Origin of the sequence: Pseudomonas sp. H9, assembly GCF_004353925.1 — a bacterium.
GTDB lineage: Bacteria > Pseudomonadota > Gammaproteobacteria > Pseudomonadales > Pseudomonadaceae > Aquipseudomonas.
Genome location: NZ_SMOK01000047.1, coordinates 283,798 through 310,501 on the forward strand (window position 1 = coordinate 283,798; position 26,704 = coordinate 310,501).

A 26,704-nucleotide genomic window follows, 5' to 3' on the forward strand; every position below is an offset into this window, starting at 1 on the left:
CGCGGGCCTGGAGGGTGCCGGAACGCAGGGAACCCGGAGCGCAGCGCAGGGCCGGATGTAGGAGCCAGCGGCTTTGCTTACTTTCCCCAAGAGGAAAGTAAGCCGCCGTAAGGGCGGAAGGGGCCAGCGAGGCCGCCACACCGAACGGATAAGCCCACAACCCTCAAAGCCAAAGCCAAAGCCAAAGCCAAAGCCAATCTACGAAGCCCCATTGTTTAGCCAATAACAACCTAAAGGTATACAAAGGCTGATTTAATGAACCTTCAACGGCATGGGAGTATCCGGGCATGACTTCGCCCCGATGCTTACTTCACCTGCGCTCACGCCCTTCGTTCCCGAAGGTACGGGCTCGCTCCGGGGAAAACCCTCTCGTTCATATCATTCTCGCCTTCTGGGCCTTGTGGCACTGCCGCCATGCCCGCCCACCAGACTTTTTCTCGCACTAGACTGATCCGTACGGCCACCTCCCGGCCAACCTATTTGTCATGACTGTCGCCCTCAGGCGAGCACAGTCCTGTGCGCCTGATGGCGCGAGCGAGAACACCATGCAATTTGCCTCCATTGAGCACGCCCGAACGTTCCTGGCCAACAACCCTGATATCGACATGATCGAGCTGTTCATTCTCGATGCCAATGGCGTACCGCGCGGCAAGCTGTTGCACCGCGAAGAACTGTTGGCGGTGTATGAAAGCGGCCGACCGTTGCCCAGCACCATTCTTGGCCTGACGCTCAACGGCGACGACGTGGAAAATTCCGGACTGGTGTGGGATGTCGGCGACATCGACTGCCGCGCCTATCCGTTGGAAAACAGCCTGGTACGTCTGCCTTGGCGGCAGATCCCAACCGCTGCAGTCCAGGTGAGCATGCACCCCACCGAAGGCATGCCGGCGACCATCGCAGATCCGCGTCACCTGCTGGTCAGGGTCATCGATGCGCTCAAAGCCGACGGTTACCATCCGGTCATGGCGTGCGAATTGGAGTTCTACCTGCTCGACCAGAAACGCGACAGTCACGGCCGCCCTCAGGCCGCACTCGATGGCGATGGTGGTCGACCACGAAGCACTCAGGTGTATGGCCTGCGCGAGCTAGAGCAGATCGAGCCGTTTCTCGCTGACCTCTACAGCGCCTGCAAGGCCCAGGGCATTCCGGCACGCACCGCGATTTCCGAGTACGCCCCCGGCCAGGTCGAAATCACCCTGGAGCACGGCGATGCACTGCTAGCCATGGACCAGGCCGTGCGTTACAAGCGCCTGGTCAAAGGCGTGGCCAACAAGCACGGCATGCAAGCCTGCTTTATGGCTAAGCCTTTCGATCACCTGGCCGGTACTGGCATGCACATGCACGTCAGCCTGGCCGACGCCCAAGGCAACAACCTCTACGCCAGTGAAGACAAAGCCGGTACGCCGCTGCTGCGCCAATCGGTGGGAGGCATGCTCAAGTATTTGCTCGACTCGTTGCTGCTGTTCTGCCCCAACGCCAACTCTTATCGCCGTTTCCAGGCCAACAGCTATGCACCGCTGGCCCCGACCTGGGGCGTCGATAACCGCACCGTGAGCCTGCGAGTGCCCGGCGGCCCAGCCAATAGCCGCCATGTTGAACACCGCATCTGTGGCGCCGACGCCAACCCCTACCTGGCTGCCGCCGCGATCCTCGCCAGCTTGCACCACGGTATCCGTCAGCAGCTCGACCCCGGCGCACCAGTCGAAGGCAATGGCTATGCCCAGGCCAAGGAACTGCTGCCCACCGACTGGCTCACCTCACTCAAAGCGCTGGAATCTTCGGAGTGGGCGCGCGAAGCGTTCGGTGAGGCCTTCCTCGGTGTTTACCTGGCGGTCAAACGCGCTGAGTACCGGCAGTTCATGGCCGAAGTCGGCGAGCAGGACTGGCGCTGGTATCTGACCCAGGCCTGATCCCTTTCTATTTTTGCGCCAAGGATTTGTTATGAACGCAGCCGTGAACACCGGCACTGCTCAACGCAGTGCCTCCTACTACACCGCCAGCCTCAACGACACCACCGAGTACCCGACACTCAAAGGCACAGTGAAGGTCGATGTGGCCATCATCGGTGGCGGATTTACTGGCGTAGCCAGCGCGGTCGAGCTGGCCGAGCGCGGCCTGAAAGTCGCCATTGTCGAAACCAACCGCATCGGCTGGGGCGCCAGCGGGCGCAACGGCGGTCAGGTGACCGGCAGCCTGTCTGGCGATGAGGCGATGCGCAAGCAGATGCGCGAAAAGCTTGGCGACGATGTCGATGACTTCATCTGGCACCTGCGCTGGCGCGGCCACCAGATCATCGAGCAGCGCGTCGAACGCTACGGCATTGCCTGTGACCTCAAACGCGGGCACTTGCATGCGGCCATGAAGGCCTCGCACATGCAGGAGCTGCAGGCGTTCGAAGCCGAAGCTCAGCGCCGCGGAATGGGTGAACAGGTGCAGTTGCTCGACCGTAAGGCTGTAGCCGAACACCTGCAAAGCCCGCTGTACATGGGCGCGCTGAAAAACCTGCGCAACCTGCACCTGCATCCGCTCAACCTGTGCCTGGGCGAGGCTCGTGCTGCCCATAGCCTAGGCGCGCTGATTTTCGAAAACTCTGAAGTGCTGGACATTGTCCATGGCCCGCAACCGGCCGTGGTCACCGCCCAGGGGCGGGTCGAAGCCAAACAGATCCTGCTGGCCGGCGATGTGTACCACAAGCTGGAAAAGCGCCAACTCAAGGGCAAGATCTTCCCGGCCATGGGCGGTATCGTCACCACGGCGCCGTTGGGTGACCTGGCCGCGCAAATCAACCCACATGACCTGGCGGTGTATGACTGCCGCTTTGTTCTGGACTACTACCGACTGACCGCCGATGGCCGTCTGCTGTTCGGCGGCGGCGCCAACTATTCGGGGAGAGACTCGCGGGATATCGCCGGCGAACTGCGCCCCTGCATCGAGCGCACCTTCCCGGCGCTCAAAGGCGTGCCGATCGAGTTCCAGTGGAGCTGCGCCATGGGTATCGTGGTCAACCGCATCCCGCAGCTGGGCAAGCTTTCAGACAACGTCTGGTACTGCCAGGGTTACTCCGGGCACGGTATCGCCACCAGCCACATCATGGGTGAAATCATGGCCGAAGCGTTGACTGGGACGCTGGAGAAATTCGATACCTTTGCAGGCTGCAAGCACATTAAAGTGCCGATGGGCGATGTATTGGGCAACCCGATACTGGCAGCGGGGATGTGGTACTACCAGATGCTTGAGAAATTGCGTTAAGGCCAGAAAAGCAGCGCGGGGCAAGCCCGCTTCCACAGTGAGTACCTGTGGGAGCGGGCTTGCCCCGCGATCATTGCCTTAAGCGGTTTTCTTCATTCCCAGCTTTTTCAGCTCTTCATCACGCAGCTCACGACGCAGGATCTTGCCGACGTTGGTGGTCGGCAGTGCATCACGGAACTCGATGAAGCGCGGCACCTTGTAGCCGGTCACGTTGGCACGCATATGCGCCATGACCTGCTCTTTGGTTAGCGTTACACCCGGCTTGGCAACGATAAATACCTTGATCAATTCACCGGACTTCTCGTCAGGTACACCGATAGCGGCGCACTGCAGTACACCCGGCAGCGTCACCAGCACGTCTTCCAGCTCGTTCGGGTAAACGTTGAAGCCCGACACCAGAATCATGTCTTTCTTGCGGTCGACAATGCGCATGTAACCATCAGGCTGAATCAAGGCGATGTCACCGGTCTTCAACCAACCTTCGCTGTCGAGGATCTCGGCGGTGGCGTCCTGACGCTGCCAGTAGCCCTTCATTACCTGTGGGCCTTTGATGCACAGTTCACCAACCTCACCCAACGGCAGTTCTACGCCCGCATCATCGATGATTTTGCACAGGGTCGAAGGCACCGGAATACCGATGGTGCCAATCTGGTTCTGCTCGGCCGGATTGACCGCCGCCACCGGGCTGGTTTCGGTCATGCCGTAGCCTTCGCAAATGGCGCAACCGGTCACCGCTTTCCAACGTTCGGCAACACTCATCTGCAGGGCCATGCCACCCGACAGGGTGATCTTCAGTCCCGAGAAATCCAGCTTGCGGAAGTTTTCGTTGTTGCACAGGGCCACGAACAACGTGTTCAGGCCGACAAAGCCGCTGAACTTCCATTTCGACAGTTCCTTGACCATCGCCGGCAGGTCGCGCGGGTTGCTGATCAGGATGTTGTGGTTGCCGATCAGCATCATTGCCATGCAATGGAAGGTGAAGGCATAGATGTGATAGAGCGGCAGCGGCGTAATCAGGATCTCGCAACCTTCGTTGAGGTTGGAGCCCATCAGTGCCCGGCACTGCAGCATGTTGGCCACCAGGTTGCGGTGGGTCAGCATGGCGCCCTTGGCCACCCCAGTGGTGCCACCGGTGTACTGCAACACAGCCACATCGTTGCTGGCCGGGTTGGCTTCTTTCACCGGTTTGCCTGCACCTTTGCTCAACACATCGTTGAACTTCAGGGCCTTGGGCAAGTGATAAGCCGGGACCATTTTCTTCACGTACTTGATCACGCTGTTGATCAACAGGCGTTTTACCGGTGGCAGCAAATCGGCCACTTCGGTGACAATAACGTGCTTGACCTGAGTCTTGGGCACTACCTTCTCGGCCAGGTGTGCCATGTTTGCCAGGCACACCAGCGCCTTGGCGCCGGAGTCATTGAACTGGTGTTCCATTTCCCGCGCGGTATACAACGGGTTGGTGTTCACCACGATCAAGCCCGCACGCAGGGCGCCGAACACCGCAACCGGGTACTGCAACACATTGGGCAGCTGCACAGCGATACGATCGCCGGGTTGCAGGTCTGTATGGTGCTGCAGGTAGGCGGCGAATGCCCCAGACAACTCGTACAGCTGGCCGTAGGTAAGGGTTTTGCCCAGGCTGCTAAAGGCTGGTTTGTCAGCAAAGCGTTGGCAGGACTGTTTCAATACTGCCTGGATATTCGGGTACTCGTCAGGGTTGATCTGTGCCGCAACCCCGACTGGGTACTTATCCTTCCAAAAATTTTCGATCATGGAAGCCCACTCCTTCAGCACCAGCGAATTCTTCAACGCAGTCGATGCGATTATTATTGATATAAGATTACGGTTTATTGCAAACCAGATCATCAGAAAGCGGGCCGAGAGTAGCAGCTTTAAATTGGGTCGCCTAGAGCTAAAGCAGCCCGGATAGTCACAAAAATGACTCTTGATCGATGCGTAGTCATTTTTAGAGTAAAAAGACTAAAGGCCGCGTTTGTAGGAGCGGGTTTGACCCGCGATGCGGTGTGACTGATAAACCGCAATCGCGGGGCAAGCCCACTCCTACAGGGCCTTTAGGCGATATCGCGCAGTTCGCGGCGCAGGATTTTGCCTACTGCGGTCATTGGCAAAGAATCACGTAACACGATGTGTTTGGGCACTTTGTAACCGGTGAAATTGGCCTTGCAGTAGGCCTTGAGCTCTTCAATGCTCACACCACCCTCGCGCGGCACCACAAACAACTTCACGGCTTCGCCGGAGCGTTCGTCGGGGATACCGATAACTGCGCAATTGGCCACTTGCGGGTGGCCCATGACCACTTCTTCGATCTCGTTCGGGTACACGTTAAATCCCGACACAATAATCATGTCTTTTTTACGGTCAACGATCCGGGTAAAACCATCTGGTTCGATCACCGCGATGTCACCGGTCTTGAACCAACCTTCACTGTCCAGCGCCTCGGCAGTGGCCTCTGGGTGCTGCCAGTAGCCCTTCATGACTTGAGGCCCCTTGATGCACAACTCGCCCCGCTCGCCCAAGGGCTGCTCGTTGCCAGCATCGTCGATCACTTTGAATGCCGTCCCCGGCACCGGAATCCCCACTGTGCCCAGGCGGGCAAGCTTCCCGTAGGGGTTGGTACTTGCCACCGGTGAGGTTTCGGTCAGTCCATAGCCTTCAACGATGCGGCAGCCGGTAAGGCTTTCCCAGCGTTCGGCCGTGGCGGTAACCAGCGCGGTGCCACCGGAGTTGGTGACTTTAAGTGCAGAGAAGTCCAGGTTCTTGAACTCCGGATGATTCATCAGCGCCACGAACAAGGTGTTCAGCCCCAACAACCCTGAGAACTTCCACTTTTTCAGCTCTTTGATAAAGCCGGGAATGTCCCGTGGGTTGGTGATCAATACGTTGTGGTTGCCGGTCACCATCATGCACATGCAGTTCGCGGTAAAGGCATAGATATGGTAGAGCGGCAGTGGCGCAATCATCACCTCCTGACCTTCTTTGATCAGGCGCTGACCGTCGTCGCCATGCTGAGAGAACACCGCCAGTACCTGGAGCATGTTGGCCACCAGGTTGCCGTGAGTCAGCATTGCGCCCTTGGCCAGGCCGGTGGTGCCGCCGGTGTACTGCAGCACAGCGATATCATCGAGGCTCAGGGCCACCTGTTTCGGCACCATGCCACGCCCTTGGCTGAGCGCACTCTTGAAGGAAATCGCCTGGGGCAATTGGTAGTCCGGCACCATCTTTTTGACTTTGGCCACAATGGTGTTGACCAGCCAGCCTTTGGCGGCAGGCAGCATGTCACCCATCTTCGCTTCAATCAGAAAGTCGATGCTGGTGTCAGGCAGCACCTCCTGCACCAGTTTGCCGAACATGTTCAGGTACACCAAGGCTCGGGCGCCGGAGTCCTTGAACTGGTGGCGCATTTCACGCGCGGTATACAACGGGTTGGTGTTGACCACAATCAGCCCGGCACGCATCGCGCCGAACACGGCAATCGGGTACTGCAGCACATTGGGCATCTGCACCGCGATGCGGTCGCCCGGCACCAAGTCAGTGTATTGCTGCAGATACGCGGCAAAGGCCGCCGAGTAGCGGTCCAGCTCGGCATACGTCAGGGTTACCCCCAGGTTGCTGAACGCCGGACGGTCAGCAAACTTCTTGCAAGAGCGCTCGAATACTTCGACAACAGACTTGTAAGCATTCATGTCAATGTTCGAAGGAACACCCGCCGGGCGCTTGTCATTCCAGAAATCAGCCTGCATTTATTCTTATCCTCATACCTGAGCCGCTTCTGCCCTCTCGCCTACTTGGCATAGAGGGTGTTGTGCCGACGTTAACAGGTATGCCGCAGGTGGCAAATATGCCAAGCGCTGTCATTAACATTGTGAATCTAGTTTGTCGCTGCTCTTCGATTGCGTGCTTGAGTTATACACTGAGCTGACTTTCTCATCTGTGCGCACAAGGACTCGCCATGCACCACGATGCGTTCTGGTTACCGGCCAGCGATCATTGCAGCCTGTATGTCTACCAATGGCTGCCGAGCACGCCAATCAAGGCGGTGGTGCTGCTGGCCCATGGTATGGCCGAACATGCCGGTCGCTACCAACGCCTGGGCCAGGCCCTGAGCGCAGCAGGCTTTGCCTTGCTTGCCCATGACCAGCGCGGTCATGGCCGTACCGCTGAACTCGGTACGTTGGGGCTGTTCGCCCGCCACAATGGCTGGAGCGCGGTGGTCAACGACCTGGGTTTGCTCAACCAGCACATCGGCCAGCAGTTTCCCGGTACACCGGTGTTCCTTTTCGGCCACAGTATGGGCAGCTACATCGCCCAGGCGTACCTGATGCACCACGGTGCCAGCCTGCAAGGGGCAATTCTCAGCGGTTCGAACTTCCAGCCCCCGGCGCTGTACCGCTCCGCCTGCCTGATTGCCCGCCTGGAAGCCTGGCGCCAGGGGCCGTTGGGGCATAGTGGGCTGATCGATTGGTTGTCGTTCGGATCCTTCAACAAAGCGTTCAAACCAAACCGAACGGCATTCGACTGGCTCAGCCGCGACAGCGCTGAAGTCGATCGCTACGTCAACGACCCGCTGTGCGGCTTTCGCTGCAGCAACCGTTTGTGGATCGATTTGCTGATGGGCCTGGAGCAAATCAGCCAGCCGGCCAACCTCAAACAGATCGATCCGAACCTGCCGATTCTGGTCATGGGCGGTGAATGTGATCCGGTCAGTGCCGGCAAGCGTCTCAAAGATCTGGCCGGTGCATTGCGCCTGGCTGGCAATCAGCATGTGCAGTTGCAGCTGTACCCGCAAGCGCGACATGAACTGCTCAATGAAACCAACCGTGACGAGGTCACGGCCGCCATCATCGCCTGGCTGGAGCAAACGTTGGCCCTGTGCCGACCTGCCCGCAGCGAATGATGACCGCGCCCTTGTCCCCTGCAGGAAACCAATGATGACCCAGGTCACCAACACGCCTTACGAAGCCCTCGAAGTCGGCCAGACCGCCAGCTTCAGCAAGACCGTCGAAGAACGTGATATCCAGCTGTTCGCTGCCATGTCCGGTGACCACAACCCGGTGCATCTGGATTCCGAGTTCGCCGCCAAGAGCATGTTCAAGGAGCGCATCGCTCACGGCATGTTCAGTGGCGCGCTGATCAGCGCTGCGGTGGCCTGCGAGCTGCCTGGCCCGGGCACCATCTACCTGGGTCAGCAAATGACCTTCCAGAAACCGGTGAAAATTGGCGACACCCTCACCGTCCGCCTGGAAATCCTCGAAAAGCTGCCCAAGTTCAAAGTGCGCATTGCCACACGCGTGTTCAATCAGCACGACGAGTTGGTGGTTGACGGTGAAGCGCAGATCCTGGCGCCGCGCAAGCAACAAACCGTCGACCTGGTCAGCCCGCCAGCAATCAGCGTTGGTTGATGCTATAGCTCACTCAGGCGCCGTTCGATAAAGCGCCGCTCGGCCCCCTGCTGCGTCAGGCCCAATGCCGTGCGGTAGGCATCGCGCGCCTGATCCAGCCGCCCTAATTGCCGACAGAGTTCGGCACGGGCGGCATGGGCCAGGTGATAATCCTGCAACTGGCCTCGCGCCAGAATCGCCTCCACGGCCAACAGCCCGGCTTGGGGCCCATCGCGGCTGGCCAGTGCCGCAGCACGGTTGAGCTCCACCACGGGTGAAGGCCAACCACGCAACAACACATCATACAAACCCACGATTTCTTCCCAGTCGGTTTCTTGTGCACTAGCCGCTTCGGCATGCACGGCGGCTATCGCTGCCTGCAAGGTGTACACCCCGAAACGCTGGCTGCGCAGCGCCTGCTGCACCAATTGGCTGCCCTCGGCAATCAACTGACGGTTCCACAAGCTGCGATCCTGTTGGTCCAGCAGGATCATTTCGCCATTGGCATCGCTGCGCGCAGCCTGCCGCGACGCCTGCAGCAGCATCAATGCCAACAAGCCGAGGACTTCCGGGTCAGGCAATAATTGCTGCAACAGCCGCCCCAGGCGGATGGCTTCATCGCTCAGGTCGTTGCGCATCAAGTTGTCGCCCGAGGACGCCGAATAGCCCTCGTTGAATACCAGATAAATAACGCGCAAGACGTTATCCAGTCTCTCAGGCAATTCCGCCAGCGACGGTACCTGATACGGAATCTGCGCATCACGGATCTTGGCCTTGGCCCGCACGATGCGCTGGGCAATGGTTGCCGGGCTGAGCAAAAAGGCCCGGGCGATTTCTTCGGTGGTCAGGTCGCAGACTTCACGCAAGGTCAACGGCACCTGGGCATCGTCGGCCAACGCAGGATGGCAACAGGTGAAAATCAGGCGCAGACGATCGTCCTCCAGCTCCTCGGCTGTCACCTCATCCTCCTGCTGCGCCTCTAGCGCCATGATCAATTGCGTCTGAGAGCGGTCGAAGCGCGCACGCCGACGCAAGCCATCAATGGCTTTGAAGCGCCCGGTAGACACCAGCCAGGCGCGCGGATTGGCCGGAATGCCATCGCGCTGCCAGCGCTCGACGGCAACAAAAAACGCTTCGTGCATGGCCTCCTCGGCCAAGTCGAAATCACCCAGCAAGCGAATCAAGGTCGCCAGAATGCGGCGCGACTCGTGCTTGTACACCGACTCGACTTCGGCCCGTACCTGGCCCGTATTCGTCATCAGCCCGGCATCTGAGTGGTCACCAAGGTCACCAGCCGATCCAGGCTTTCACCCCAGCCGCGATGAAAGCCCATCTCTTCATGGGCCAGGCAATCGGTGGCATTCCAGTGCCAGGCCCGTGCGGTGTACTGGGTTTTGCCTTTGACATCTTCAAAGGTCACCACAGCCGTCATGAAGGCCTTGTTCGATGGCACCCAGCCCGGCCCGAAGGCATCGGTGAAGACGATCCGCTCAGGGCTGACGATTTCCAGAAACACGCCCTGATTGGGGTACTCGGCGCCATCGGGCGCCTGCATCACTGTGCGAAACAAACCACCCACCCACAACTGCATTTCGCACAAGGGCGTGGTCATGCCGTTGGGGCCCCACCAACGAGCCAACAGATCGGGTTCGGTCCAGGCCCGGAACACCTTGCTGCGCGGCGCGTCGATCAAACGGGAAAGAAACAGCTCATGTTGCGCTGCCCCGGGTGGTTGAAAGCTCATCTTGTGGTTCTCCTGCACTTTAGGGTTGCAACTCGCGGATCGGCCTCACTTCGATGCTGCCCACCCTGGCGGCAGGAATGCCCTTGGCAATGTTCAGGGCTTCGTTCAAGTCACGGGCATCTACCAGGTAAAAGCCCGCCAATTGCTCCTTGGTCTCGGCAAATGGTCCGTCGGTCAGGCTCATATGCCCGCCACGCACCCGCACGGTGGTTGCGGTTTGCACCGGCTTGAGCGCTTCGGCCGCCAGCATCCGCCCACTGCCCTGGATCGATTCGGCATAGGCCATGCACTCGGCATCGGCGGGACTGTCGGGCAGGCTGTGCAACAGCCCTTCTTCACAATAGACCAGGCATAGGTATTTCATCGTCGTCTCCAGCGCAGCGGCACAGTGCAATTCGGCATAACCCTCAAGCTGCTCAGGTCAAGGCTTGAGTGAGAACAGCGCGGCGCCAGTCTCCATGTCGAAGGGCGCCGACCAGTGCTCGTGAATGACTTTCCATTGCCCATCGATGCGCTTGTACCCGGCCGTCACGCGCATGTAGCAGCTCTTGTCTTCCCCCCCCTCTTCGCGGGCAGGCCCACAGAGATTGAGCCAATGTGCCAGTGCCAGGTCTGGAGTTGCATGGATCTGCAGCTGTTCTATTTCGAAAATCATGTCGCCTTGGCAATGCTCCATGCAGGCCTGCCAGTGGGCCTGATAGGCGGCCTTGCCCTTGAACTGCAAGGCTTTGACGGCGTCGAAGGCCACAATGTCATCGGCATAGGGAGCTGTGATAGCTGAAATGTCCCGCACGCGGACGGCGGGGATCCAGCCTTCGATCAGTTGGCGGATTTCACTCTCGGCAGCATTGCTCATGGTCATGTCCTCAGTGCTTCGACAAGCTTCGGGCGCCGAAGTAATCGGCGCGTTCAAAGATGGTCGAATGACGAGGCCAGGAATCGACAGGGGCAGTGAGAATTTTTCACAGTAGGAGCAGGCTTGCCCCGCGATCACGGTCTGTAAGTCACATCGCATCGCGGGGCAAGCCCGCTCCTACCGGATTTGCGTTAGTTCGGCCGTGTTTGCAGTGGCAGCCAGATTTCCATCACGCTACGGCTGTCAAATGGATCGAAGTCCTTGCCATAGCGCTCAAACTCCGGGGCGTGGGCGGCCTGCTCGCCAGAAGCGGGCAACCAGTCGTTCCAGATGGCCTGGAAAGTTGCCTTGAGATTGTCGAGGCTGCCGTGATGTTCGAACACCGCATAGCGTTGCGGTTTGAGGTGAACCTGCTGGAAGTCAGCGGGTACTACATCGCCATCGGCAACCTGTACGCCAGCGATGTAATCAAAGTGACCTTTACCGTCAGCGTTACAGCACACGCCATAAGTGTAAGTGCCAACCTGCCCAGGCACCCGGCCTATATGCGGTTCGAAACGCTGCCATAACTCAGGAATGCTACTGATCGTAGCCGCCGTGAAGCGCCCGCCAATACCCGCAATTGTGAAGGCATCGGAGTGTTCAAAACGTACGGGGTGCACAGCAGCATCAATCGGGGTCGACATATCCTTTGCCTTATGTGAACAAGGAGCCCCTTGCGGGGCTCCGGGTCATTGTCATGGAAGAAAACCACTAGCGGCCGAGCGTTTGGCGCGTTTGGCGGCACGTTTTTCTTCAGCGGTTTTCAGAGGTTTTTTCTTGGCCATTTTTTTCGCATCAAGACCTTTCATGTCAAAGATCCTCCGGCCTGACGGCACCTGCACACGGGTACCCCGACTGATTATAGTCCCGCTGTGGCCGCCGGCACGGCGAGGATGAACTCACGGTAACCCGACACAATCACATAAACCGCGAAATAGCAGAAAATCGCCGCCGACAGCAGGTAGCACCAGGTCAGCAGGCGGTTACCTAACAGTCGCCCACCATGACTGGCTATGAAGCACAACGACATACACCAGAGCACCCCGGCGGCAAAGAAGCCAGTCAAGAACAGACTGGCGTCCGCCAGGCTGCCACCCCCGGAACGCGAAATCAGCACACCACCGACGGCTGCGAACCAGAGAATCGAGCTAGGCGACGACATGGCCAGGAAAATCCCGCGCAAAAACTCACGCCAGGACGACTCCACCACCACTTGGCCGGGCTGCACTTGCCCTTCTCCACGCCAGGCAGCCAGGAACATCTTCACCGCGAACCACACCAGCATCACCGAACCGCCCACCCACAACACCCAGCGTACGGTCTCAAACTGCAGCAACACGGTCATGCCTGCCAGCGCCGCGATCGCAAACAACAGATCACCGACACAAGTACCCAAGCCAAGCCACAAGCCCTGCATAAATCCACGCTGCATCGCCAGGGTAATCATGGCGATATTGGCGATACCGATATCCAGACACAGGGACAGGCTGAGCAAAAATCCATTGGAGAAAGGCATGGGCGTTCCGTTAAAGGCGGGGGTGTTGAAAGCAGGCGCCATTAAAGCGGGAAACACCTTGCGTTGTATTGGAAAAAATTGCCCTGCACTTCAGCCCGCCAACACCTGCGCATAACGCTGCCGATCAACATTGGCGCCACTGAGCACCACGGCCACCTTGCGCCCCCGCTGACGCTCACGTTCATGCATCAACGCCGCCAGCCCCGCCGCACCCGCACCTTCTGCGGTGTTGTGCGTATCTTCGTGGTAAATGCGCATGGCCTGAGCAATCTCGTCGTCGCTGACCCTGACGATTCGCGCAGCGTGCTGGTGGATGATGTCGAAGGCTTCGGGCACTGGCATGCGGCAGGCCATGCCGTCGGCAAAAGTATTGGCCGTGGCGGTGGTGACGATGCGACCTTGCTCGAAGCTCAAGGCAAAGGCGTCGGCTTCGCTGGAGACCACGCCAACAATTTCGGTACGCAGCCCCAGCAGGTTGCGCGCCTGAATCAGCCCGCAAATACCCGACCCCATGCCAATCGGTACGTACACGCAATCCAGGTCGGCAACTGCATCAAACAGTTCCAGCGCATAGGTGGCGACTCCGCGCACCAGTTGCGGGTGAAAGGACGGCACCATTTCATAGTCATGCAACTGCGCCTGGCGTGCGGCCTCTTCGCGGGCCTGATCGAAATCAGCGCCGTATTCGATCAGCTCGGCGCCTTGCGCACGCATGGCCGCGTTTTTTTCGCGGGAGTTTCCTTGCGGCACCACGATGATTATCGGCAACCCGGCCGTACGTGCAGCCAGGGCCATGCTCTGGCCGTGGTTGCCACGGGTAGCCGTAACCAGGCCTCGCACCTGCGGCTTCTGCTCAAGCAGCCACTGCACATAGAGCAGGCCGCCCCGCACCTTGAACGCACCCGTTGGCGCATGGTTCTCATGTTTGACCCACACCTCGCACCCCAGCCGCTCGGCCAGCCTTGGCCAGGCATATTGAGCAGTAGCGGGCACGCTGGCATGCACCAGGCGGGCAGCTTCACGCAGGGCACTCAAGTCGAACATGGAACACCTCGGTCGCAGTGGGTTTGACCTGATCCTAGCGCCGGGGCATTGTATGGGTAAAACCTTATATTGCATGGCCAACAATAAATGTGGACCCCCACCCTTCCCGACACCGAACAACCGCGTTATCTGGCGCTGGTCGATGCCATTGCCGATGCCATCGAACGTGGCGACCTGAAGGTGGGGGAACGCCTGCCACCACAGCGGCGCCTGGCCTGGGCGCTGGGGCTCAACCCCAGTACCACTCAACAAGCCTATCGTGAAGCGGCGGTGCGACATCTGGTCAGTGGCGAGGTCGGGCGCGGTACTTATGTGCTGGCCGGCAGCAAAGAGGCGACGCTGTTTCACCTCAAACAGAACAACGGGTCGGCTCAGCTGATCGATTTGTCGACCAACGTGCCGGTGATCGATCCCGACAATCGCGACATCGAACACACCGTGCAGGCGCTGTTGCAGGAAGGTGAGTTACGCAGCCTGGAACACTACCTGAGCGCCGAGGCACTGTTGATGGCCCAGGCACAAGGCGCTGCCTGGCTGGCCAATCGCGGCCTGCACCTGAGCGCCAGCCAAGTGCTGCTGTGTGGCGGTGCCCAGCAGGGACTGTTCAGTTTACTGCTGTCGCTGTGCCAGGCCGGTGAGCCCGTACTGGTCGAAGCCCTGACCGCGCCGGGCATTAAAGCCGCTTGCCGACAGCTACGCCTGCCTCTGCACGGTGTCGCCCAGGACGACCAAGGCATTCTCCCCGATGACCTTGACCGGGTTGCACGGGCAACAGGGGCACGGGTGGTGGTGCTCACGCCGAGCCTGCAGAACCCCACCGGTGCCTGTATGGGGCGTGAACGTCAGCACGCCATTGCCGAGGTGGTGCGGCGACATGATCTGCTGCTGATCGAGGATGACGTGTATGGTGCGCTGAGCGATCAGCCGCCGCTGTGGCCATTACTTGGGCAACAGGGAATACTGATCAGCAGTTTGTCGAAAACCGTGGCGGCCGGGCTGCGCTTGGGCTGGATCGTTGCCGACCCACGGCTGCTGGCCAAAGTTGATCCCCATGCCCAGGCCACTCACTGGCAGGTATCGCCGCTGAATCTGCAGATTGCTTGTCGCTGGATCAGCGACGGTACGGCAAGCCGCCGCTTGGCCTGGCAACGCGAAGAGATTGAACAACGCTGGCGCCTGGCGCGTCGGCTGTTGGGGAGTGACCGGCTGTATGCGCAGCATCCGTCACCGCATGTTTGGTTGCGTTGCCCGGTACCGGCTCAGACGCTGGTGCAGCGTTGCCGGGCCAACGCGGTCGAAGTGGTACCGGTGGATGTTTTCGCGGTTAAACCGAGCGAACAATCGGCCGTGCGCATCAGCCTGTCGGCCGCCAGCAGCCGGGCACAACTGAAACAGGCCCTGGTACGGGTAGCCCAGGCCATGGAGGCAGTATGAGTAGATTGCTCAGCCAGGCCGAGCCCCCGAGTTCGAACGCAAGACCCGGAGTTTTCATCGCACCCGAACCGCTTACGCTGGGCCTACCACTTCTCACCCAGAGCGTCCCGGTATGAACCACGACAAACCCCGCATCAGCGAAACCGATCCACGCTGGCAAGCGATCCTGGCCCGCGACCCGGCAGCCGACCAGGCGTTTGTGTACGCCGTGCGTACCACCGGTGTGTACTGTCGACCCAGTAGCAGCTCGCGTCTGCCGCGTATCGACAATATCGAGTTCTTCGACACCGCAGCCGAAGCTGAAGCCGCAGGCTATCGCCCAAGCAAACGCCGTGCAGCCGACCAGACGCTGATGGCCGAGCAGCATCGGGCGCAGGTCACCCGAGCCTGCCAGTTGATCGAAAGTGCCGAATCCGCCCCCAGCCTCAATCAACTGGCCGAACACCTGAGCATGAGCCCTTATCACTTTCACCGGGTGTTCAAGGCCATCACTGGGGTAACGCCCAAGGCGTATGCCTGCGCTCACCGGGCTCGGAAAGTGCGCACCCAACTGCACAGCGCCAGCACCATTACCGATGCGCTGTATCAAGCGGGTTTCAACTCCAACAGCCGTTTTTACGAATCGAGTAATGCCCGCTTGGGCATGACGCCGGGGGCTTATCGGGCGGGAGGCACCAATACCACGATCCGCTTTGCCATTGGCCAATGCTCGCTGGGTGCAATCCTGGTGGCGCAAAGCGAACGCGGGATCTGCGCGATTCTGCTTGGCGATGACCCGCAAGCGTTACTGGATGATTTACAAGACAAGTTTCCCAAGGCCGACTTGCTCGGCGGCGACGCCGGGTTTGAAAGCCTGGTGGCCAGAGTGGTGGGCTTGATAGAGGTGCCGGGGGTCGATCTGGATTTACCGCTAGACCTGCGTGGCACGGCCTTTCAGGAGCGGGTCTGGCAGGCATTGCGCAGCATTCCGGCGGGCACGACCGCCAGCTATGCCGAGATTGCCCAACGGATTGGCTCCCCCAAAGCGGTGCGCGCCGTGGCTCAGGCCTGCGCTGCCAACGCCCTGGCCGTGGCCATTCCCTGCCACCGAGTGGTGCGCAGCGACGGCAACCTCTCGGGTTACCGTTGGGGCGTTGAGCGTAAGCGCCAACTGCTGGAGCGTGAACGTCAGTCAGACAAAAGTGCCGGCTGATCAGCCGTTGGTGCAGCCATTGCCCATGGCACGGTATTCAAGGGTATGACGCTGCCCTTGATGATCTTCGTAAACCATGGTTGCCGGCACAACTTCACATACATTGGGAAGCGTCGACAAACTGATCACCTTGGCAATATCCAGGTTGGTCGAGTAATCGTACTGTTCATAAACAGGTTGCGTGCTGGCTGTTTTAACCTCATCAGCCATCGCCAAAGAAGACACACCAACAAGCGCAAGTACAAGTAAACTTTTCATAATAATAAGCCTGCAAAGCAATCAAACTAATCGATTGACTTCATTGGCCAACTTAGGCGCGGAGAAGTTGTTACATCGAACATTAGGACATAACACGAAGTACCGGTCCCGCTGTTGTTTCTTGTGGGGACAAACATAGTTTACTAGTTGCCAAAGACGGTTAAATCCCTGAACTTAACATTCACTGTTACAGAATCTGCAACAATCCGCCGGGATTCTCTCCCTCGACAGCCGGTGCATCTGCGTGTAAAAGCCCGGACCAGAGCCGCTGCTGCGACATTGCCATGACCACCTTACGCTACTGCCTGCTGACCGAACCCGAACGGCCCCTGCTGAATAAATTCTACAAAAGCCAGGGCTCGCCGATGCGCGCAGCCGCTCAAGGACAACTCTGGGTGGCACGGGCAGAGGAAATTATCGCAGCGTTATGCCTGACCGCAGTACCCGGTGGCCACTGGCTGACGGGGTTATGGGTGGCGCAAGCCTTCAGAGGGCAACACATTGCCCACCGTTTGATCGAAGCGGCCTTACAGCACTGCGAAGGTGCCGTCTGGCTGTTCTGCCACCCGGACCTGACGCCCTTCTATCAGCGCCAGGGCTTCAGCCCCTGCACAGACTTGCCTGCCACGCTGGCGGAACGCTTCGAGCGTTACCAGCGCAGCAAACCGCTGGTGGCGATGGCTCGCCTTCAGTCGTCACCGGCAGGATCAAGCCCGGGAAACAGCACATCGGTGTAACCGAACTTGCCGAAATCATGGATGCGCGACGGGTACAAGCGCCCAATCAAGTGATCGCACTCATGCTGCACAACCCGCGCATGGAAGCCCTCGGCGATGCGATCGATCAGTTGCCCTTGCGGGTCGATGCCTTCATAACGAATGGTACGAAAGCGCGGCACCACACCGCGCAGCCCCGGCACCGACAGGCAGCCTTCCCAGCCGTCTTCCACTTCGCTGCCCAAGGGTGTGATCAGCGGATTGAGCAGAATGGTCTGCGGTACTGGCTCCGCGTCCGGGTAACGTTCGCTGCGTTCGAAGCCAAAGATCACCAACTGCAAGTCGACACCAATCTGCGGCGCAGCCAGGCCAACACCGCCCACATGGCGCATGGTTTCGAACATATCGGCAATCAGTTGTTTCAGCTCGGCGCTGCCGATCAGGTGCTGCGGAACGGGTGGCGCGATGCGCAGCAGGCGCTCATCGCCCATTTTCAGAATGTCACGAATCATGGGATGTACGACTCAAGGGTTCACCTTCCGGCGTGGCCGGGTGGTCGAGCGAGTGATCGCGGCCCAACCCGGAAACATGCTTTTTATCATGTTCGACGGTTGAGTCGCCTACTTGTTTATCACCCGGATTCTTACCTTCCGTAGACATATGCTCAATGACTGCATTCATCTCAGCGCCTAACAACAACACGGCAGCAGAAATATAGAAGTACAGTAGCAAAACGATAATTGCCCCGATACTTCCATACATCGCGTTGTAGTCAGCGAAGGTTTTCACGTAATAGCCAAAGGCTAACGACGCGACAATCCAGACCACCACTGCCAGCACTGAACCTGGGGTGATAAAGCGAAATTCCTGTTTGACATCGGGCATCACGTAGTAGATGAGTGCCACCGCCACCATCATCAGAATGATGATCGCTGGCCAGCGCAGTATCGTCCATACGGTCACGATGAACTCCTGCATGCCGATCTGAGCGGCAATCCACTCCATGACCTGCGGCCCCAGCACCATTAACGCAGCCGCTGCCAACAACATGCCGGCGATGCCCACGGTGTAGATGATCGACAGCGGAATACGCTTCCATACCGGCCGACCCTCGACCACGTCATAGGCGGCGTTCATAGCCCCCATCATCAGCCGCACGCCCGCCGAAGCCGTCCACAGGGCAATGACGATACCCACCGAAAGCAAACCGCCTTTGGACTGCTGCAACTGGTCGATCACCGGATTGACCTGCTCCAGGGCCTGAGGCGGCAAGACCAGCTCAGACTGCAAACGCAACCAGGAGAAGAAATCTGGCAGGTGCAGAAAACCGATCAGGGCAATGAGGAACAACAGGAAGGGAAACAGCGAAAACAACATCTGGTAGGCCAATGCCGAGGCATAGGTCGACATCTCGTCATCGAGAAACTCTTTGACGGTACGCACCAGCACGCGATGCAAAGGCAAACCGCGCAGGTCGGGGAAAATCATAGCGTCTCCTTTCGCCAATTGAGGGTCATGGCCACGGTTCTTTACTAGCGTCTGCAGTAAAGTCTAAACGACGATCGACGCGAAGTTGCTATTGAATGCTGCAGATAACACAACGGCCACCCTCGGCGGCCGCTGCGCAATTTCTTCCTACAATAATCAAGGCTTTTTCACTGCATCCTTGACCTTGCCGGCCACTTGCTGGGCTTCGCCTTTAATCTCCTGGGCCTTGCCTTCGGCGCGTAGACGATCATTGTCGGTGACCTTGCCGATGCCTTGCTTGATGTTACCAACCGCTTCGTTGGCCATACCTTTGACTTTATCTTTAGTGCCACTCATGGGTGTTCTCCTGAAGTGGAAAAACGGGCTGTCAGCATTGACAGTCAGTGGACCCATGGCCGCTTGGCAGAGTTTCAATTATTTTCCCGGCGGCGAAATCGCTGGTCTATCAAGGTTTTAACGCCTGGCACTGGTTGCGCAGGTCATTGTCTCGAATGCTCCCGCAACCACCCTTGCCTTGCTTGGCATAGCAATAGTTGCGTTGGTCGCTGTCGGAAATCGAACCGCAGCCGCTCCCCCGGGTTTCGGCATAGCAGGCATTGCGCAGGTCAGAATCGCGGATGGAACCACAGCCACTGCCGCGCTGCTTGGCATAGCAATAGTTGCGTTGGTCGCTGTCGGAAATCGAGCCACAGCCACTGCCACGGGTTTCGGCGTAACAGGCATTGCGCAGGTCAGAATCGCGGATGGAACCACAGCCGCTTCCGCCGTCTCTGGCATAGCAATAGTTGCGCTGGTCAGCGTCACGGATACTGCCGCAACCGGCATACGCGTAACTGCTGAGCAACATCAACAGGGCCAACACTACTTTCATCGGTCATCTTCCTTGGGGCTCGTCAACAACGACAGCACTTAAATGCGCCATCAAATTGAGATCAAAGCTGTAGAGAAGTTCCCGGCACGCGCGCGCCGCTTTATGTTTCTTCGCGATGCCAGCACAATAGTCGGCCTTTCAAGCGTCACCCGTAGGAACCTGCATGAAACTCGACAAACCCGCCGCTATCGCCCGTCGCAATCTGGAGCTGGATAAACCGGTGCTTGCCAGCGACAACACCTTGTTTGCCGTGCTTGATACCAAGCGCAGCCTGTGGTGGTTCGATGTGCCGGTAAAGCTGGTATTGCGCAAAGGCGCGGCTGACTGGGTCAACCTGCTGCTGCACACGCCTGAAACCGACGAGTTGCAGCACTTGAAAGTGCCGGTGAATTTCCTGAAGGCGCATCTGGAAAAGATGGAAGTTCGCCACCCTGGCAAGCGTCGCTCCACCATCAGTCTGGCCCTGAGCGCCGACCGCGATGCATGGCTTCAGGACGTACGCCCAGGTGGCGAAAACCTGAACTTTGCAGGCTTTCGCCAGGCCTGATCAGACCAGTTCGATGCGGTCAGCGTGGATGACGATGTGGCCTTCCTTGTACAAGGCACCGATCGCCTTCTTGAAGTTACCCTTGCTGACCCCGAACATGTCGCTGATGAGCTGAGGGTCGCTCTTGTCGCTGACCGGCAGCACGCCATTGGCATCCTTGAGCTTGCTCAGAATCTTCTCGTTCAAGCTGCTGGCCAGGGCCTGCCCCACCGGCTGCAGGCTTAAGGCAATCTTGCCGTCGCTACGCAGCTCTTTGATGTAGCCCTTCTCCTGCTTGCCCGAACGCAGGAACTTGAACACCTCGTTCTTGTGGATCAAGCCCCAGTGCTTGTTGTTGATGATCGCTTTGAAACCCATCGGGGTTTCTTCGACCACCAGCAAGTCGACTTCCTGGCCCGTGGTGTAGTTGGCCGGCACTTTGTCCAGATACCGGTCCAGACGCGCGGTGGCGGTGATCCGCCGCGTGCGTTTGTCCAGGTAGGCATGCACCACACAGTACTCGCCCTGGCGCATCTGGCGCTTTTCTTCGGAGTACGGCATCAACAGGTCCTTGGGCAGGCCCCAGTCGAGGAAAATACCGATGCTGTTGATTTCCTTGACCTTGAGGCTGGCGAACTCGCCGACCTGCAGTTTGGTCTTTTCAGTGGTGGCGATCAGCTTGTCTTCACTGTCCAGGTAGACGAAGACATTCAACCAGTCATCGACCTCGGTGGGCGTGTCCTTGGGGATGTAACGGTTAGGCAGGAGGATTTCGCCATCCGCGCCGCCGTCCAGGTACAGGCCGAAGTCCGTGTGTTTCACGATTTGCAAACTGTTGTAACGCCCAACTAAAGCCATTTCCGGAAATCCTCATTGCGAGCCCGGCATTCTACACCCAACCGGCAAAAGGAACCGCAATGAGCCATGCTGATCTATACACACAAGCACGTCACTGCAAGGACTCGCCATGCACGCCTGCCTGTCCAAGTACCTGCGCCTCTGCCTGCTCCTGCTTGTCACGGCCCTGCTGGCCGTGGCCTGTAGCCGTATTGACCTGGCCTACCGCAACCTCGATGTGCTGGTGCCCTGGACACTCGATGATTACCTGAACATGAGCCGCCAGCAAAAGGCCTGGCTCAATCAGCGCTTGAAGCAACATCTGGCCTGGCATTGCCGTACACAATTGCCGGGGTACCTGACCTGGATCGACGAAGTCCGACAAATGGTTGCCAACGGCCAGGTGACCGATCAGCAGGTACAAGCCCGTACCCAGGAGGCAAAGCAGGCGATCGCTAAAGTGGCGGACCAGGTCACCCCCTCTGCAGCGCAGTTGCTCAAGGCGATGGATGATCAGCAGGTGCGCGAGATGCGCCAGGCCTTTGCTGAAGACATTCGCGAGCGTCAGGCCAAGTTTGTCAAAACACCCCTGGCCCGGCAGATCGAGGCGCGAGCAGAACGTATGGAAAAGCGCCTGACGCCTTGGTTGGGTGAGCTGAGCACACAGCAACAGGTGCGGATCATGCTCTGGTCACAAAGCCTGGGCGAACAGAACCGTCAATGGATCGCCAATCGGGCCAACTGGCAGGCGCAATTCAGTGCTGCCATGGATCAGCGCAACAGCACCGCTTTCGAGCCTCGCCTCGAACAACTGCTGAAAAACCGCGATAGCCTGTGGACCCCGGAGTACCGCCAGGCTTATCAGCGCACCGAACTGGCAGCCCGCCACCTGCTGGTTGACCTGATGGCGCAGAGCAGCGAGCAGCAACGTCAGCACCTGGAGTTGAAGCTCAGCCAGGTGCGCAAAGACTTCAGCGAACTCAAGTGCATGAAAGGCTAACTGACCTGTAGGAGCAGGCTTGCCCCGCGATTGCGGTTATCTGTCACATCGCATCGCGGGGCAAGCCCGCTCCTACCTTGGTTTGCGCCGATACGGGAATACGTCGATCACCTTGCCGCCGCGAATCGCCTCCTGCAGGCCTTTCCAGTAATCCGCATCGTACAACTCACCATGTAACTGGCTGAACAGCCGACGCTGCCCACTGTCGGCAAACAGGAACGGGGGAAACTCTTCAGGGAACACGTCGTGCGGGCCGATCGAATACCACGGCTCGCCAGACATTTCGTCTTCGGGGTAGCGTGGCGGCGGGATGTAACGGAAGTTCACTTCGGTGAGAAAGCAGATTTCGTCGTAGTCGTAGAACACAATCCGACCATGGCGGGTGACACCGAAGTTCTTCAGCAACATATCGCCCGGGAAGATATTGGCCGCTGCCAGTTGTTTGATGGCCAGGCCATAGTCTTCCAGCGCTTCACGCACCTGAGCGTCGTTGGCGTGCTCCAGATACAGGTTGAGCGGGGTCATGCGCCGCTCGGTCCAGCAGTGGCGCACCAGCACGGTGTCACCTTCCACGGCGACCGTCGAAGGCGCCACTTCCAACAGCTCAGCCAGGCACTCGGGTTCAAACTTGCTCAACGGGAAGCGGAAATCGGAAAACTCCTGGGTATCGGCCATACGCCCGACCCGATCAACGCTTTTCACCAGGCGGTACTTCTCGATTACCGTGGCCCGATCAACGCTTTTGGACGGCGAGAAGCGGTCTTTGATGATTTTGAACACGGTGTTGAAACCCGGCAGGGTAAACACGCTCATGACCATGCCACGCACACCTGGAGCCATGATGAAGCGGTCATCCGTGTTGGCCAGATGATTGATCAGCGCGCGGTAGAACTCCGATTTGCCATGCTTATAGAAGCCAATAGAGGTGTACAGCTCGGCGATATGCTTGCCCGGCAGAATGCGCTTGAGAAAGCTGACAAAATCAGCCGGCACCGGCACATCCACCATGAAATAGGAACGGGTGAAAGAGAAGATAATCGACACTTCGGCTTCGTCGGTAATCAGCGCATCAATCTCGATACCATGCCCCTCGCGATGCAACAAAGGGATCACCAGTGGCCACTGCTCATCCTGGGTGTAAATACGCCCGACCAGATAAGCCCCTTTATTGCGATACAGCACTGGCGAAAACAACTCCACGGCCAACGCCGGGTCCTTGCAGACCCAGTCCGGCAAGTTTTCGCGCAACTGCCCTTCAAGCCGGGCCAGGTCGCCCTCAAGGTCCCCATAGGCAACGTCGAAACAATAGTCGTTGAAGATTTGCGTCAACACACTGGCCAGGCCGCTGCGAGGGCGGTACGTACGCGTTTGCGCTGCCCGCTCGTGGCTGCGCAACGAAGGCCGGGTAGTGTGAATGAACATACAGCCGTCGCTGATCAGGTCATGGCTGAACAGGCTGCAGAAGATCGAGTTGTACCACGTCTCCGACAACTCATCGTCCAGCCGTGGATCAATCAGGCCGATGTAAGCGCTTTTAACCAACGGCCACTGTGTCACCTCCAGCAGCACTTCAGCGTCAAACGCCTCATGTAACCAGCCACTGACTTCGCTGACCTTTTCCTCATACAGATTGATACGCGCTGCCGACGCGCTCTGCGTCTGCTGCCACTGCGCCTGCTCGAAGCGGGCACGGGCGCCGATGGTGATCTGGCGAAAATGCTCACGGTAATCATCGAAGCCATCGAGGATCATCCGGGCGATAGCGGCGGCCGGCCAGTGCTGGGGCATACATCAAACCTCTACGGGAATGTCGAAGCCTGAGCTTAGCCAGTCGCCGTGGGCAGGGAAAGCCTGGCGATACGGCGGTATTGGCCAAACTCAGCGGCGCGGGAGTTTCAACGTAAGGAAAGGAGGACTGCAATTGCGGATACCTTCAACGCAAATTTGGCATTTGGGAAGCGTCCGACAGACAGCGACTAGCGCTCTAATGTAATAGTCATTCGGTTAAAGGGGCAGATCGAAATTTTCCCAAATCGAAAAAGGCGCGCTAATGAAGAAACTCGGCTTTCCGGATACGCCGGATTTTCTACCTCCCCTAAGACGAGAACCCACCAAGGAACAAATCCAAGCCTTACAGGACGCTGGCGCCGCAGTAGCAGCTAAAAATATGGAGAATGAAGTAAACGCCAACCTCCGATGGGAGGCGCATTTAAAAAAACAACAGGAAGCAGACCTAGACAAGCACAACCATCTGCCCAAGGGCTATGTTTTCGCAAAGTCCTGCACATTACCAAATGGGGTGATCAACCACAGTAACCCGCGGGGTTTTATACCCGCCGAATTGCTCAAGCAATACGGTACCTTCGCAGTGTTAGGCACTGGCTCAACGATGGCCACAGGAAGCCTGCCGCTACGTTGGATTGGTGGCTCAGGGAGCGCAGCAGCCCTTACAAGCCGTCTACGAGGAACCCTTGCATTGACTGGTACCACAGTTGCAGGCTTCGCCACACTGTTAATACCTGACGACATTTCTACCGACACTGCATTCTACACATCTGAGCAATATGCCCATCTGACTCAAGCGAACACCCGTGTGCGCGTCAATATGAAACATCTGCCAGGCGGTGCTGTGAGCGTGTACGGGTATTACACCGGAACAAAAAAAGAGTGGCAGTTGGTGCCTGTGATCACAGCACAACCGCGAGGCGAGCAACTCGTTGCAAGCCTTGAAAGCGGCATAGAGGTCATATGGACCCCTGCAACTGATCCTAACGCAGTATTGGGTATTCCTTCCTTGGAAGGTGCTTCGTTGAAACCGGGAACATGGGTGTACCCTCCAACTGAACAGGCCGATAAAATTCTGATCAATCCTGTACATCCAATAAACTACCAAGACGCGATTATCTGGTTTCCCGATACTGGAATACAGCCGATCTACATTTCGCTGAGCGTCCCAGGTGACCATAGTTATCACCCAGCCCCCAAGGAGCTTTCAGCCTTTCCGGATGCCAGGCGCGCAAAACAAAAAACCATGGTCCAAGGAGGCGGTGGCAAGCGTCACCGCTGGGTGGATAGTTCAGGGAAAATTTATGAATGGGACAGTCAGCATGGGGCAGTTGAAATCTACAGCAAACAAGGTAAGCACTTAGGCGAGTTCGACCCCCAAACAGGCGAACAGACAAAACCAGCCAAACCGGGTAGAACAACACCTAAATAAACATCTGGAGTCGGTATGTATCTATGTATTGAAGGCTTTTTCCCTGACGGCCACGAAGATGAATTCGTGCAATTCGAACTGGATGTAGCTCAAGAATTCAACCAAGCAGTGTTAGAGGTCGTCGGCTGGAAGTCCCTTCAAGCTGGCGTAAAAGAGGGTGTTGTAGACCTTACAACTACGCAGATTGCGCAAATCGAGACGATTCTTGGCAAATCCATACCACGCGAGTTTGACATCTGCATAAGCGTAATGGCTTAGCCTGCGGGAAAACCTGGCGATACGGCGGTATTGGCCAAACTCGCCGACTCAGGAATTCCAGCGCAAGAAAGGGAGAGGCCCACAGCGGGTTCTGGCGTAAACTCGCGCCCCGCCCTGTAGGATTCAGAGAAGCCCATGAGCCCCATCGCCATCACCCGCCTGTTGATACTTGCTGCTGTGTGGGGGGCCAGTTTTCTGTTCATGCGCATCATTGCGCCGGTGCTCGGTACCCTCCCCAGTGCGTTTTTTCGGGTGTCGATTGCCTGTCTGGGCCTGCTGGTCATACTTGCTCTGTTGCGAGTGCGCTGGGACTTCAATGGCAAGCTCAAGGCCTGTCTGGTGCTGGGCATGATCAACTCAGCGATCCCGGCCACGCTCTATTCAGTGGCTGCACAAGTATTGCCAGCCGGCTACTCGGCGATTTTCAATGCCACCACGCCACTGATGGGCGTATTGATTGGCGCGCTGTTTTTTCGTGAACCCATGACCCTTACCAAGCTCAGCGGCATTTTTCTGGGTTTGTTCGGTGTCGGCATACTCAGCGGTGCAGGACCGGTGGCGTTTGACGAGCAACTGCTGCAGGGCGCTCTTTCGTGCCTGGCCGCAACCACCTGTTACGGCTTTTCCGGCTTTCTGGCACGGCGCTGGCTCGACCAGCGCGGCGGCCTCGACAGCCGCCTGTCGGCGCTGGGCAGCATGATGGGTGCGACCTTGTTACTGCTGCCTTTGTTTGCTTACAGCGTGATGACTCAGCCACCAGCGAGCTGGGGCGGCTGGCAGGTGTGGTTGTCGTTGCTGGGGTTGGGGCTGGTGTGTACCGCGTATGCCTACATCCTCTACTTCCGCCTGCTCAGCGAAATCGGCCCGGTGAAGGCCAGCACCGTGACCTTCATGATCCCGGCCTTCGGCGTGTTGTGGGGCGCCTGGCTGCTGGATGAGCCGCTGTCGATGGCACATTTGTATGGCGGGCTGTTGATTGCTGTGGCCTTGTGGCTGGTGCTCAAGCCTGCCGTGGTTCGCAGCTGATCGCGGGGGCAAGCCCGCTCCCACCAGG

The 26,704-nt window shown here is 58.3% G+C and carries 28 protein-coding genes; 12 read left to right on the forward strand and 16 right to left on the reverse strand.

The features are described from left to right. Window positions 1-545 precede the first annotated feature (545 nt). Window positions 546-1,910 carry a glutamine synthetase family protein gene (locus E1573_RS26100; protein WP_133217419.1) on the forward strand — a complete coding sequence of 455 codons (1,365 nt, stop codon included), beginning with the start codon at window positions 546-548 and terminating at the stop codon, window positions 1,908-1,910. 31 nt (window positions 1,911-1,941) lie between these two features. Next, window positions 1,942-3,249: an FAD-binding oxidoreductase gene (locus tag E1573_RS26105; RefSeq protein ID WP_133217420.1), complete on the forward strand. Its 1,308-nt coding sequence runs from the start codon at window positions 1,942-1,944 to the stop codon at window positions 3,247-3,249. Window positions 3,250-3,327: 78 nt separating this feature from the next. On the opposite strand, the gene fadD1 is transcribed toward E1573_RS26105, so the two are convergent. Together fadD1 and fadD2 are read right to left on the reverse strand one after the other, a co-directional pair. Then, complete coding sequence (gene fadD1 / locus E1573_RS26110; protein WP_133217421.1) at window positions 3,328-5,025, reverse strand: long-chain-fatty-acid--CoA ligase FadD1; 1,698 nt, start codon at window positions 5,023-5,025, stop codon at window positions 3,328-3,330. 299 nt (window positions 5,026-5,324) lie between these two features. Then, window positions 5,325-7,013, reverse strand: coding sequence for a long-chain-fatty-acid--CoA ligase FadD2 (gene fadD2 / locus E1573_RS26115; protein ID WP_133217422.1), 1,689 nt, complete (start codon window positions 7,011-7,013; stop codon window positions 5,325-5,327). Between the two features lie 209 nt (window positions 7,014-7,222). Here fadD2 and E1573_RS26120 point away from each other — a divergent pair, with 209 nt between their 5' ends. Together E1573_RS26120 and E1573_RS26125 are read left to right on the forward strand one after the other, a co-directional pair. Continuing rightward, complete coding sequence (locus tag E1573_RS26120; protein WP_133217423.1) at window positions 7,223-8,167, forward strand: alpha/beta hydrolase; 945 nt, start codon at window positions 7,223-7,225, stop codon at window positions 8,165-8,167. Between the two features lie 34 nt (window positions 8,168-8,201). Continuing rightward, window positions 8,202-8,672, forward strand: a complete 471-nt coding sequence (locus E1573_RS26125; RefSeq protein WP_133217424.1) for a MaoC family dehydratase — start codon at window positions 8,202-8,204, stop codon at window positions 8,670-8,672. 2 nt (window positions 8,673-8,674) lie between these two features. Here E1573_RS26125 and E1573_RS26130 read toward each other — a convergent pair whose 3' ends face one another. From E1573_RS26130 to E1573_RS26160, 7 genes are all read right to left on the reverse strand, one after another. Further along, the gene (locus E1573_RS26130) at window positions 8,675-9,910 is read right to left on the reverse strand and encodes an RNA polymerase sigma factor (protein ID WP_133217425.1); all 1,236 of its coding nucleotides are present in this window, start codon (window positions 9,908-9,910) and stop codon (window positions 8,675-8,677) included. Next, window positions 9,910-10,395 carry an SRPBCC family protein gene (locus tag E1573_RS26135; protein ID WP_133217426.1) on the reverse strand — a complete coding sequence of 162 codons (486 nt, stop codon included), beginning with the start codon at window positions 10,393-10,395 and terminating at the stop codon, window positions 9,910-9,912. The genes E1573_RS26130 and E1573_RS26135 overlap by 1 nt, the downstream gene beginning before the upstream one ends. A gap of 19 nt (window positions 10,396-10,414) precedes the next feature. Further along, on the reverse strand, window positions 10,415-10,759 hold the full coding sequence (locus E1573_RS26140; RefSeq protein WP_133217427.1) for a YciI family protein: 345 nt from the start codon (window positions 10,757-10,759) through the stop codon (window positions 10,415-10,417). Window positions 10,760-10,816: 57 nt separating this feature from the next. Further along, complete coding sequence (locus E1573_RS26145; RefSeq protein WP_133217428.1) at window positions 10,817-11,251, reverse strand: nuclear transport factor 2 family protein; 435 nt, start codon at window positions 11,249-11,251, stop codon at window positions 10,817-10,819. A 191-nt stretch (window positions 11,252-11,442) separates the two neighbouring features. After that, window positions 11,443-11,937 (reverse strand): GyrI-like domain-containing protein, encoded by a 495-nt coding sequence (locus tag E1573_RS26150; RefSeq protein WP_133217429.1) that lies wholly within the window; start codon window positions 11,935-11,937, stop codon window positions 11,443-11,445. Between the two features lie 215 nt (window positions 11,938-12,152). Further along, window positions 12,153-12,809, reverse strand: a complete 657-nt coding sequence (locus E1573_RS26155; RefSeq protein ID WP_133217430.1) for a LysE family translocator — start codon at window positions 12,807-12,809, stop codon at window positions 12,153-12,155. Window positions 12,810-12,899: 90 nt separating this feature from the next. Next, complete coding sequence (locus E1573_RS26160) at window positions 12,900-13,853, reverse strand: threonine dehydratase (protein WP_133217431.1); 954 nt, start codon at window positions 13,851-13,853, stop codon at window positions 12,900-12,902. A gap of 87 nt (window positions 13,854-13,940) precedes the next feature. On the opposite strand from E1573_RS26160, the gene E1573_RS26165 reads away from it, so the two are divergent. Then, complete coding sequence (locus tag E1573_RS26165; protein WP_133217432.1) at window positions 13,941-15,287, forward strand: PLP-dependent aminotransferase family protein; 1,347 nt, start codon at window positions 13,941-13,943, stop codon at window positions 15,285-15,287. A 112-nt stretch (window positions 15,288-15,399) separates the two neighbouring features. Then, entirely contained in the window at window positions 15,400-16,479 is a 1,080-nt protein-coding gene (gene ada, locus E1573_RS26170; RefSeq protein ID WP_133217433.1) for a bifunctional DNA-binding transcriptional regulator/O6-methylguanine-DNA methyltransferase Ada, read from the forward strand. Here the strand turns inward: ada and E1573_RS26175 are convergent, their stop codons facing one another. Beyond that, window positions 16,480-16,737 (reverse strand): DUF2790 domain-containing protein, encoded by a 258-nt coding sequence (locus E1573_RS26175; RefSeq protein WP_133217434.1) that lies wholly within the window; start codon window positions 16,735-16,737, stop codon window positions 16,480-16,482. 284 nt (window positions 16,738-17,021) lie between these two features. Between E1573_RS26175 and E1573_RS26180 the strand changes: the two genes are divergently transcribed. Continuing rightward, window positions 17,022-17,474: a GNAT family N-acetyltransferase gene (locus E1573_RS26180; protein ID WP_165957390.1), complete on the forward strand. Its 453-nt coding sequence runs from the start codon at window positions 17,022-17,024 to the stop codon at window positions 17,472-17,474. Here E1573_RS26180 and def read toward each other — a convergent pair. From def to E1573_RS26200, 4 genes are all read right to left on the reverse strand, one after another. After that, entirely contained in the window at window positions 17,426-17,965 is a 540-nt protein-coding gene (def, locus tag E1573_RS26185) for a peptide deformylase (RefSeq protein ID WP_133217435.1), read from the reverse strand. The two genes, E1573_RS26180 and def, sit on opposite strands and share 49 nt — an antisense overlap. Next, on the reverse strand, window positions 17,955-18,941 hold the full coding sequence (locus E1573_RS26190; protein WP_133217436.1) for a YihY/virulence factor BrkB family protein: 987 nt from the start codon (window positions 18,939-18,941) through the stop codon (window positions 17,955-17,957). The genes def and E1573_RS26190 overlap by 11 nt, the downstream gene beginning before the upstream one ends. Before the next feature lie 156 nt (window positions 18,942-19,097). After that, a complete protein-coding gene (locus E1573_RS26195; protein WP_128322283.1) occupies window positions 19,098-19,277 on the reverse strand; it encodes a CsbD family protein in 180 nt (59 codons plus the stop codon). Between the two features lie 109 nt (window positions 19,278-19,386). After that, the gene (locus E1573_RS26200) at window positions 19,387-19,812 is read right to left on the reverse strand and encodes a hypothetical protein (RefSeq protein WP_133217437.1); all 426 of its coding nucleotides are present in this window, start codon (window positions 19,810-19,812) and stop codon (window positions 19,387-19,389) included. Window positions 19,813-19,975: 163 nt separating this feature from the next. On the opposite strand from E1573_RS26200, the gene E1573_RS26205 reads away from it, so the two are divergent. Continuing rightward, window positions 19,976-20,359 carry a hypothetical protein gene (locus tag E1573_RS26205; protein ID WP_133217438.1) on the forward strand — a complete coding sequence of 128 codons (384 nt, stop codon included), beginning with the start codon at window positions 19,976-19,978 and terminating at the stop codon, window positions 20,357-20,359. Here E1573_RS26205 and E1573_RS26210 read toward each other — a convergent pair whose 3' ends face one another. Continuing rightward, on the reverse strand, window positions 20,360-21,196 hold the full coding sequence (locus E1573_RS26210; RefSeq protein WP_133217439.1) for a S1 RNA-binding domain-containing protein: 837 nt from the start codon (window positions 21,194-21,196) through the stop codon (window positions 20,360-20,362). A gap of 109 nt (window positions 21,197-21,305) precedes the next feature. Between E1573_RS26210 and E1573_RS26215 the strand changes: the two genes are divergently transcribed. Continuing rightward, window positions 21,306-22,175, forward strand: coding sequence for a DUF6279 family lipoprotein (locus tag E1573_RS26215; RefSeq protein ID WP_177494603.1), 870 nt, complete (start codon window positions 21,306-21,308; stop codon window positions 22,173-22,175). 72 nt (window positions 22,176-22,247) lie between these two features. Here E1573_RS26215 and aceK read toward each other — a convergent pair whose 3' ends face one another. Beyond that, window positions 22,248-23,963: a bifunctional isocitrate dehydrogenase kinase/phosphatase gene (gene aceK / locus E1573_RS26220; RefSeq protein WP_133217440.1), complete on the reverse strand. Its 1,716-nt coding sequence runs from the start codon at window positions 23,961-23,963 to the stop codon at window positions 22,248-22,250. Between the two features lie 262 nt (window positions 23,964-24,225). Here aceK and E1573_RS26225 point away from each other — a divergent pair, with 262 nt between their 5' ends. The 3 genes from E1573_RS26225 to E1573_RS26235 all read left to right on the forward strand — a co-directional run bounded on the left by E1573_RS26225 (window position 24,226) and on the right by E1573_RS26235 (window position 26,676). Further along, a complete protein-coding gene (locus E1573_RS26225; protein ID WP_256659632.1) occupies window positions 24,226-25,392 on the forward strand; it encodes a colicin E3/pyocin S6 family cytotoxin in 1,167 nt (388 codons plus the stop codon). A gap of 15 nt (window positions 25,393-25,407) precedes the next feature. Beyond that, the gene (locus E1573_RS26230) at window positions 25,408-25,650 is read left to right on the forward strand and encodes a pyocin S6 family toxin immunity protein (RefSeq protein ID WP_133217441.1); all 243 of its coding nucleotides are present in this window, start codon (window positions 25,408-25,410) and stop codon (window positions 25,648-25,650) included. A gap of 135 nt (window positions 25,651-25,785) precedes the next feature. Next, window positions 25,786-26,676, forward strand: coding sequence for a DMT family transporter (locus E1573_RS26235; RefSeq protein ID WP_133217442.1), 891 nt, complete (start codon window positions 25,786-25,788; stop codon window positions 26,674-26,676). Window positions 26,677-26,704 lie beyond the last annotated feature (28 nt).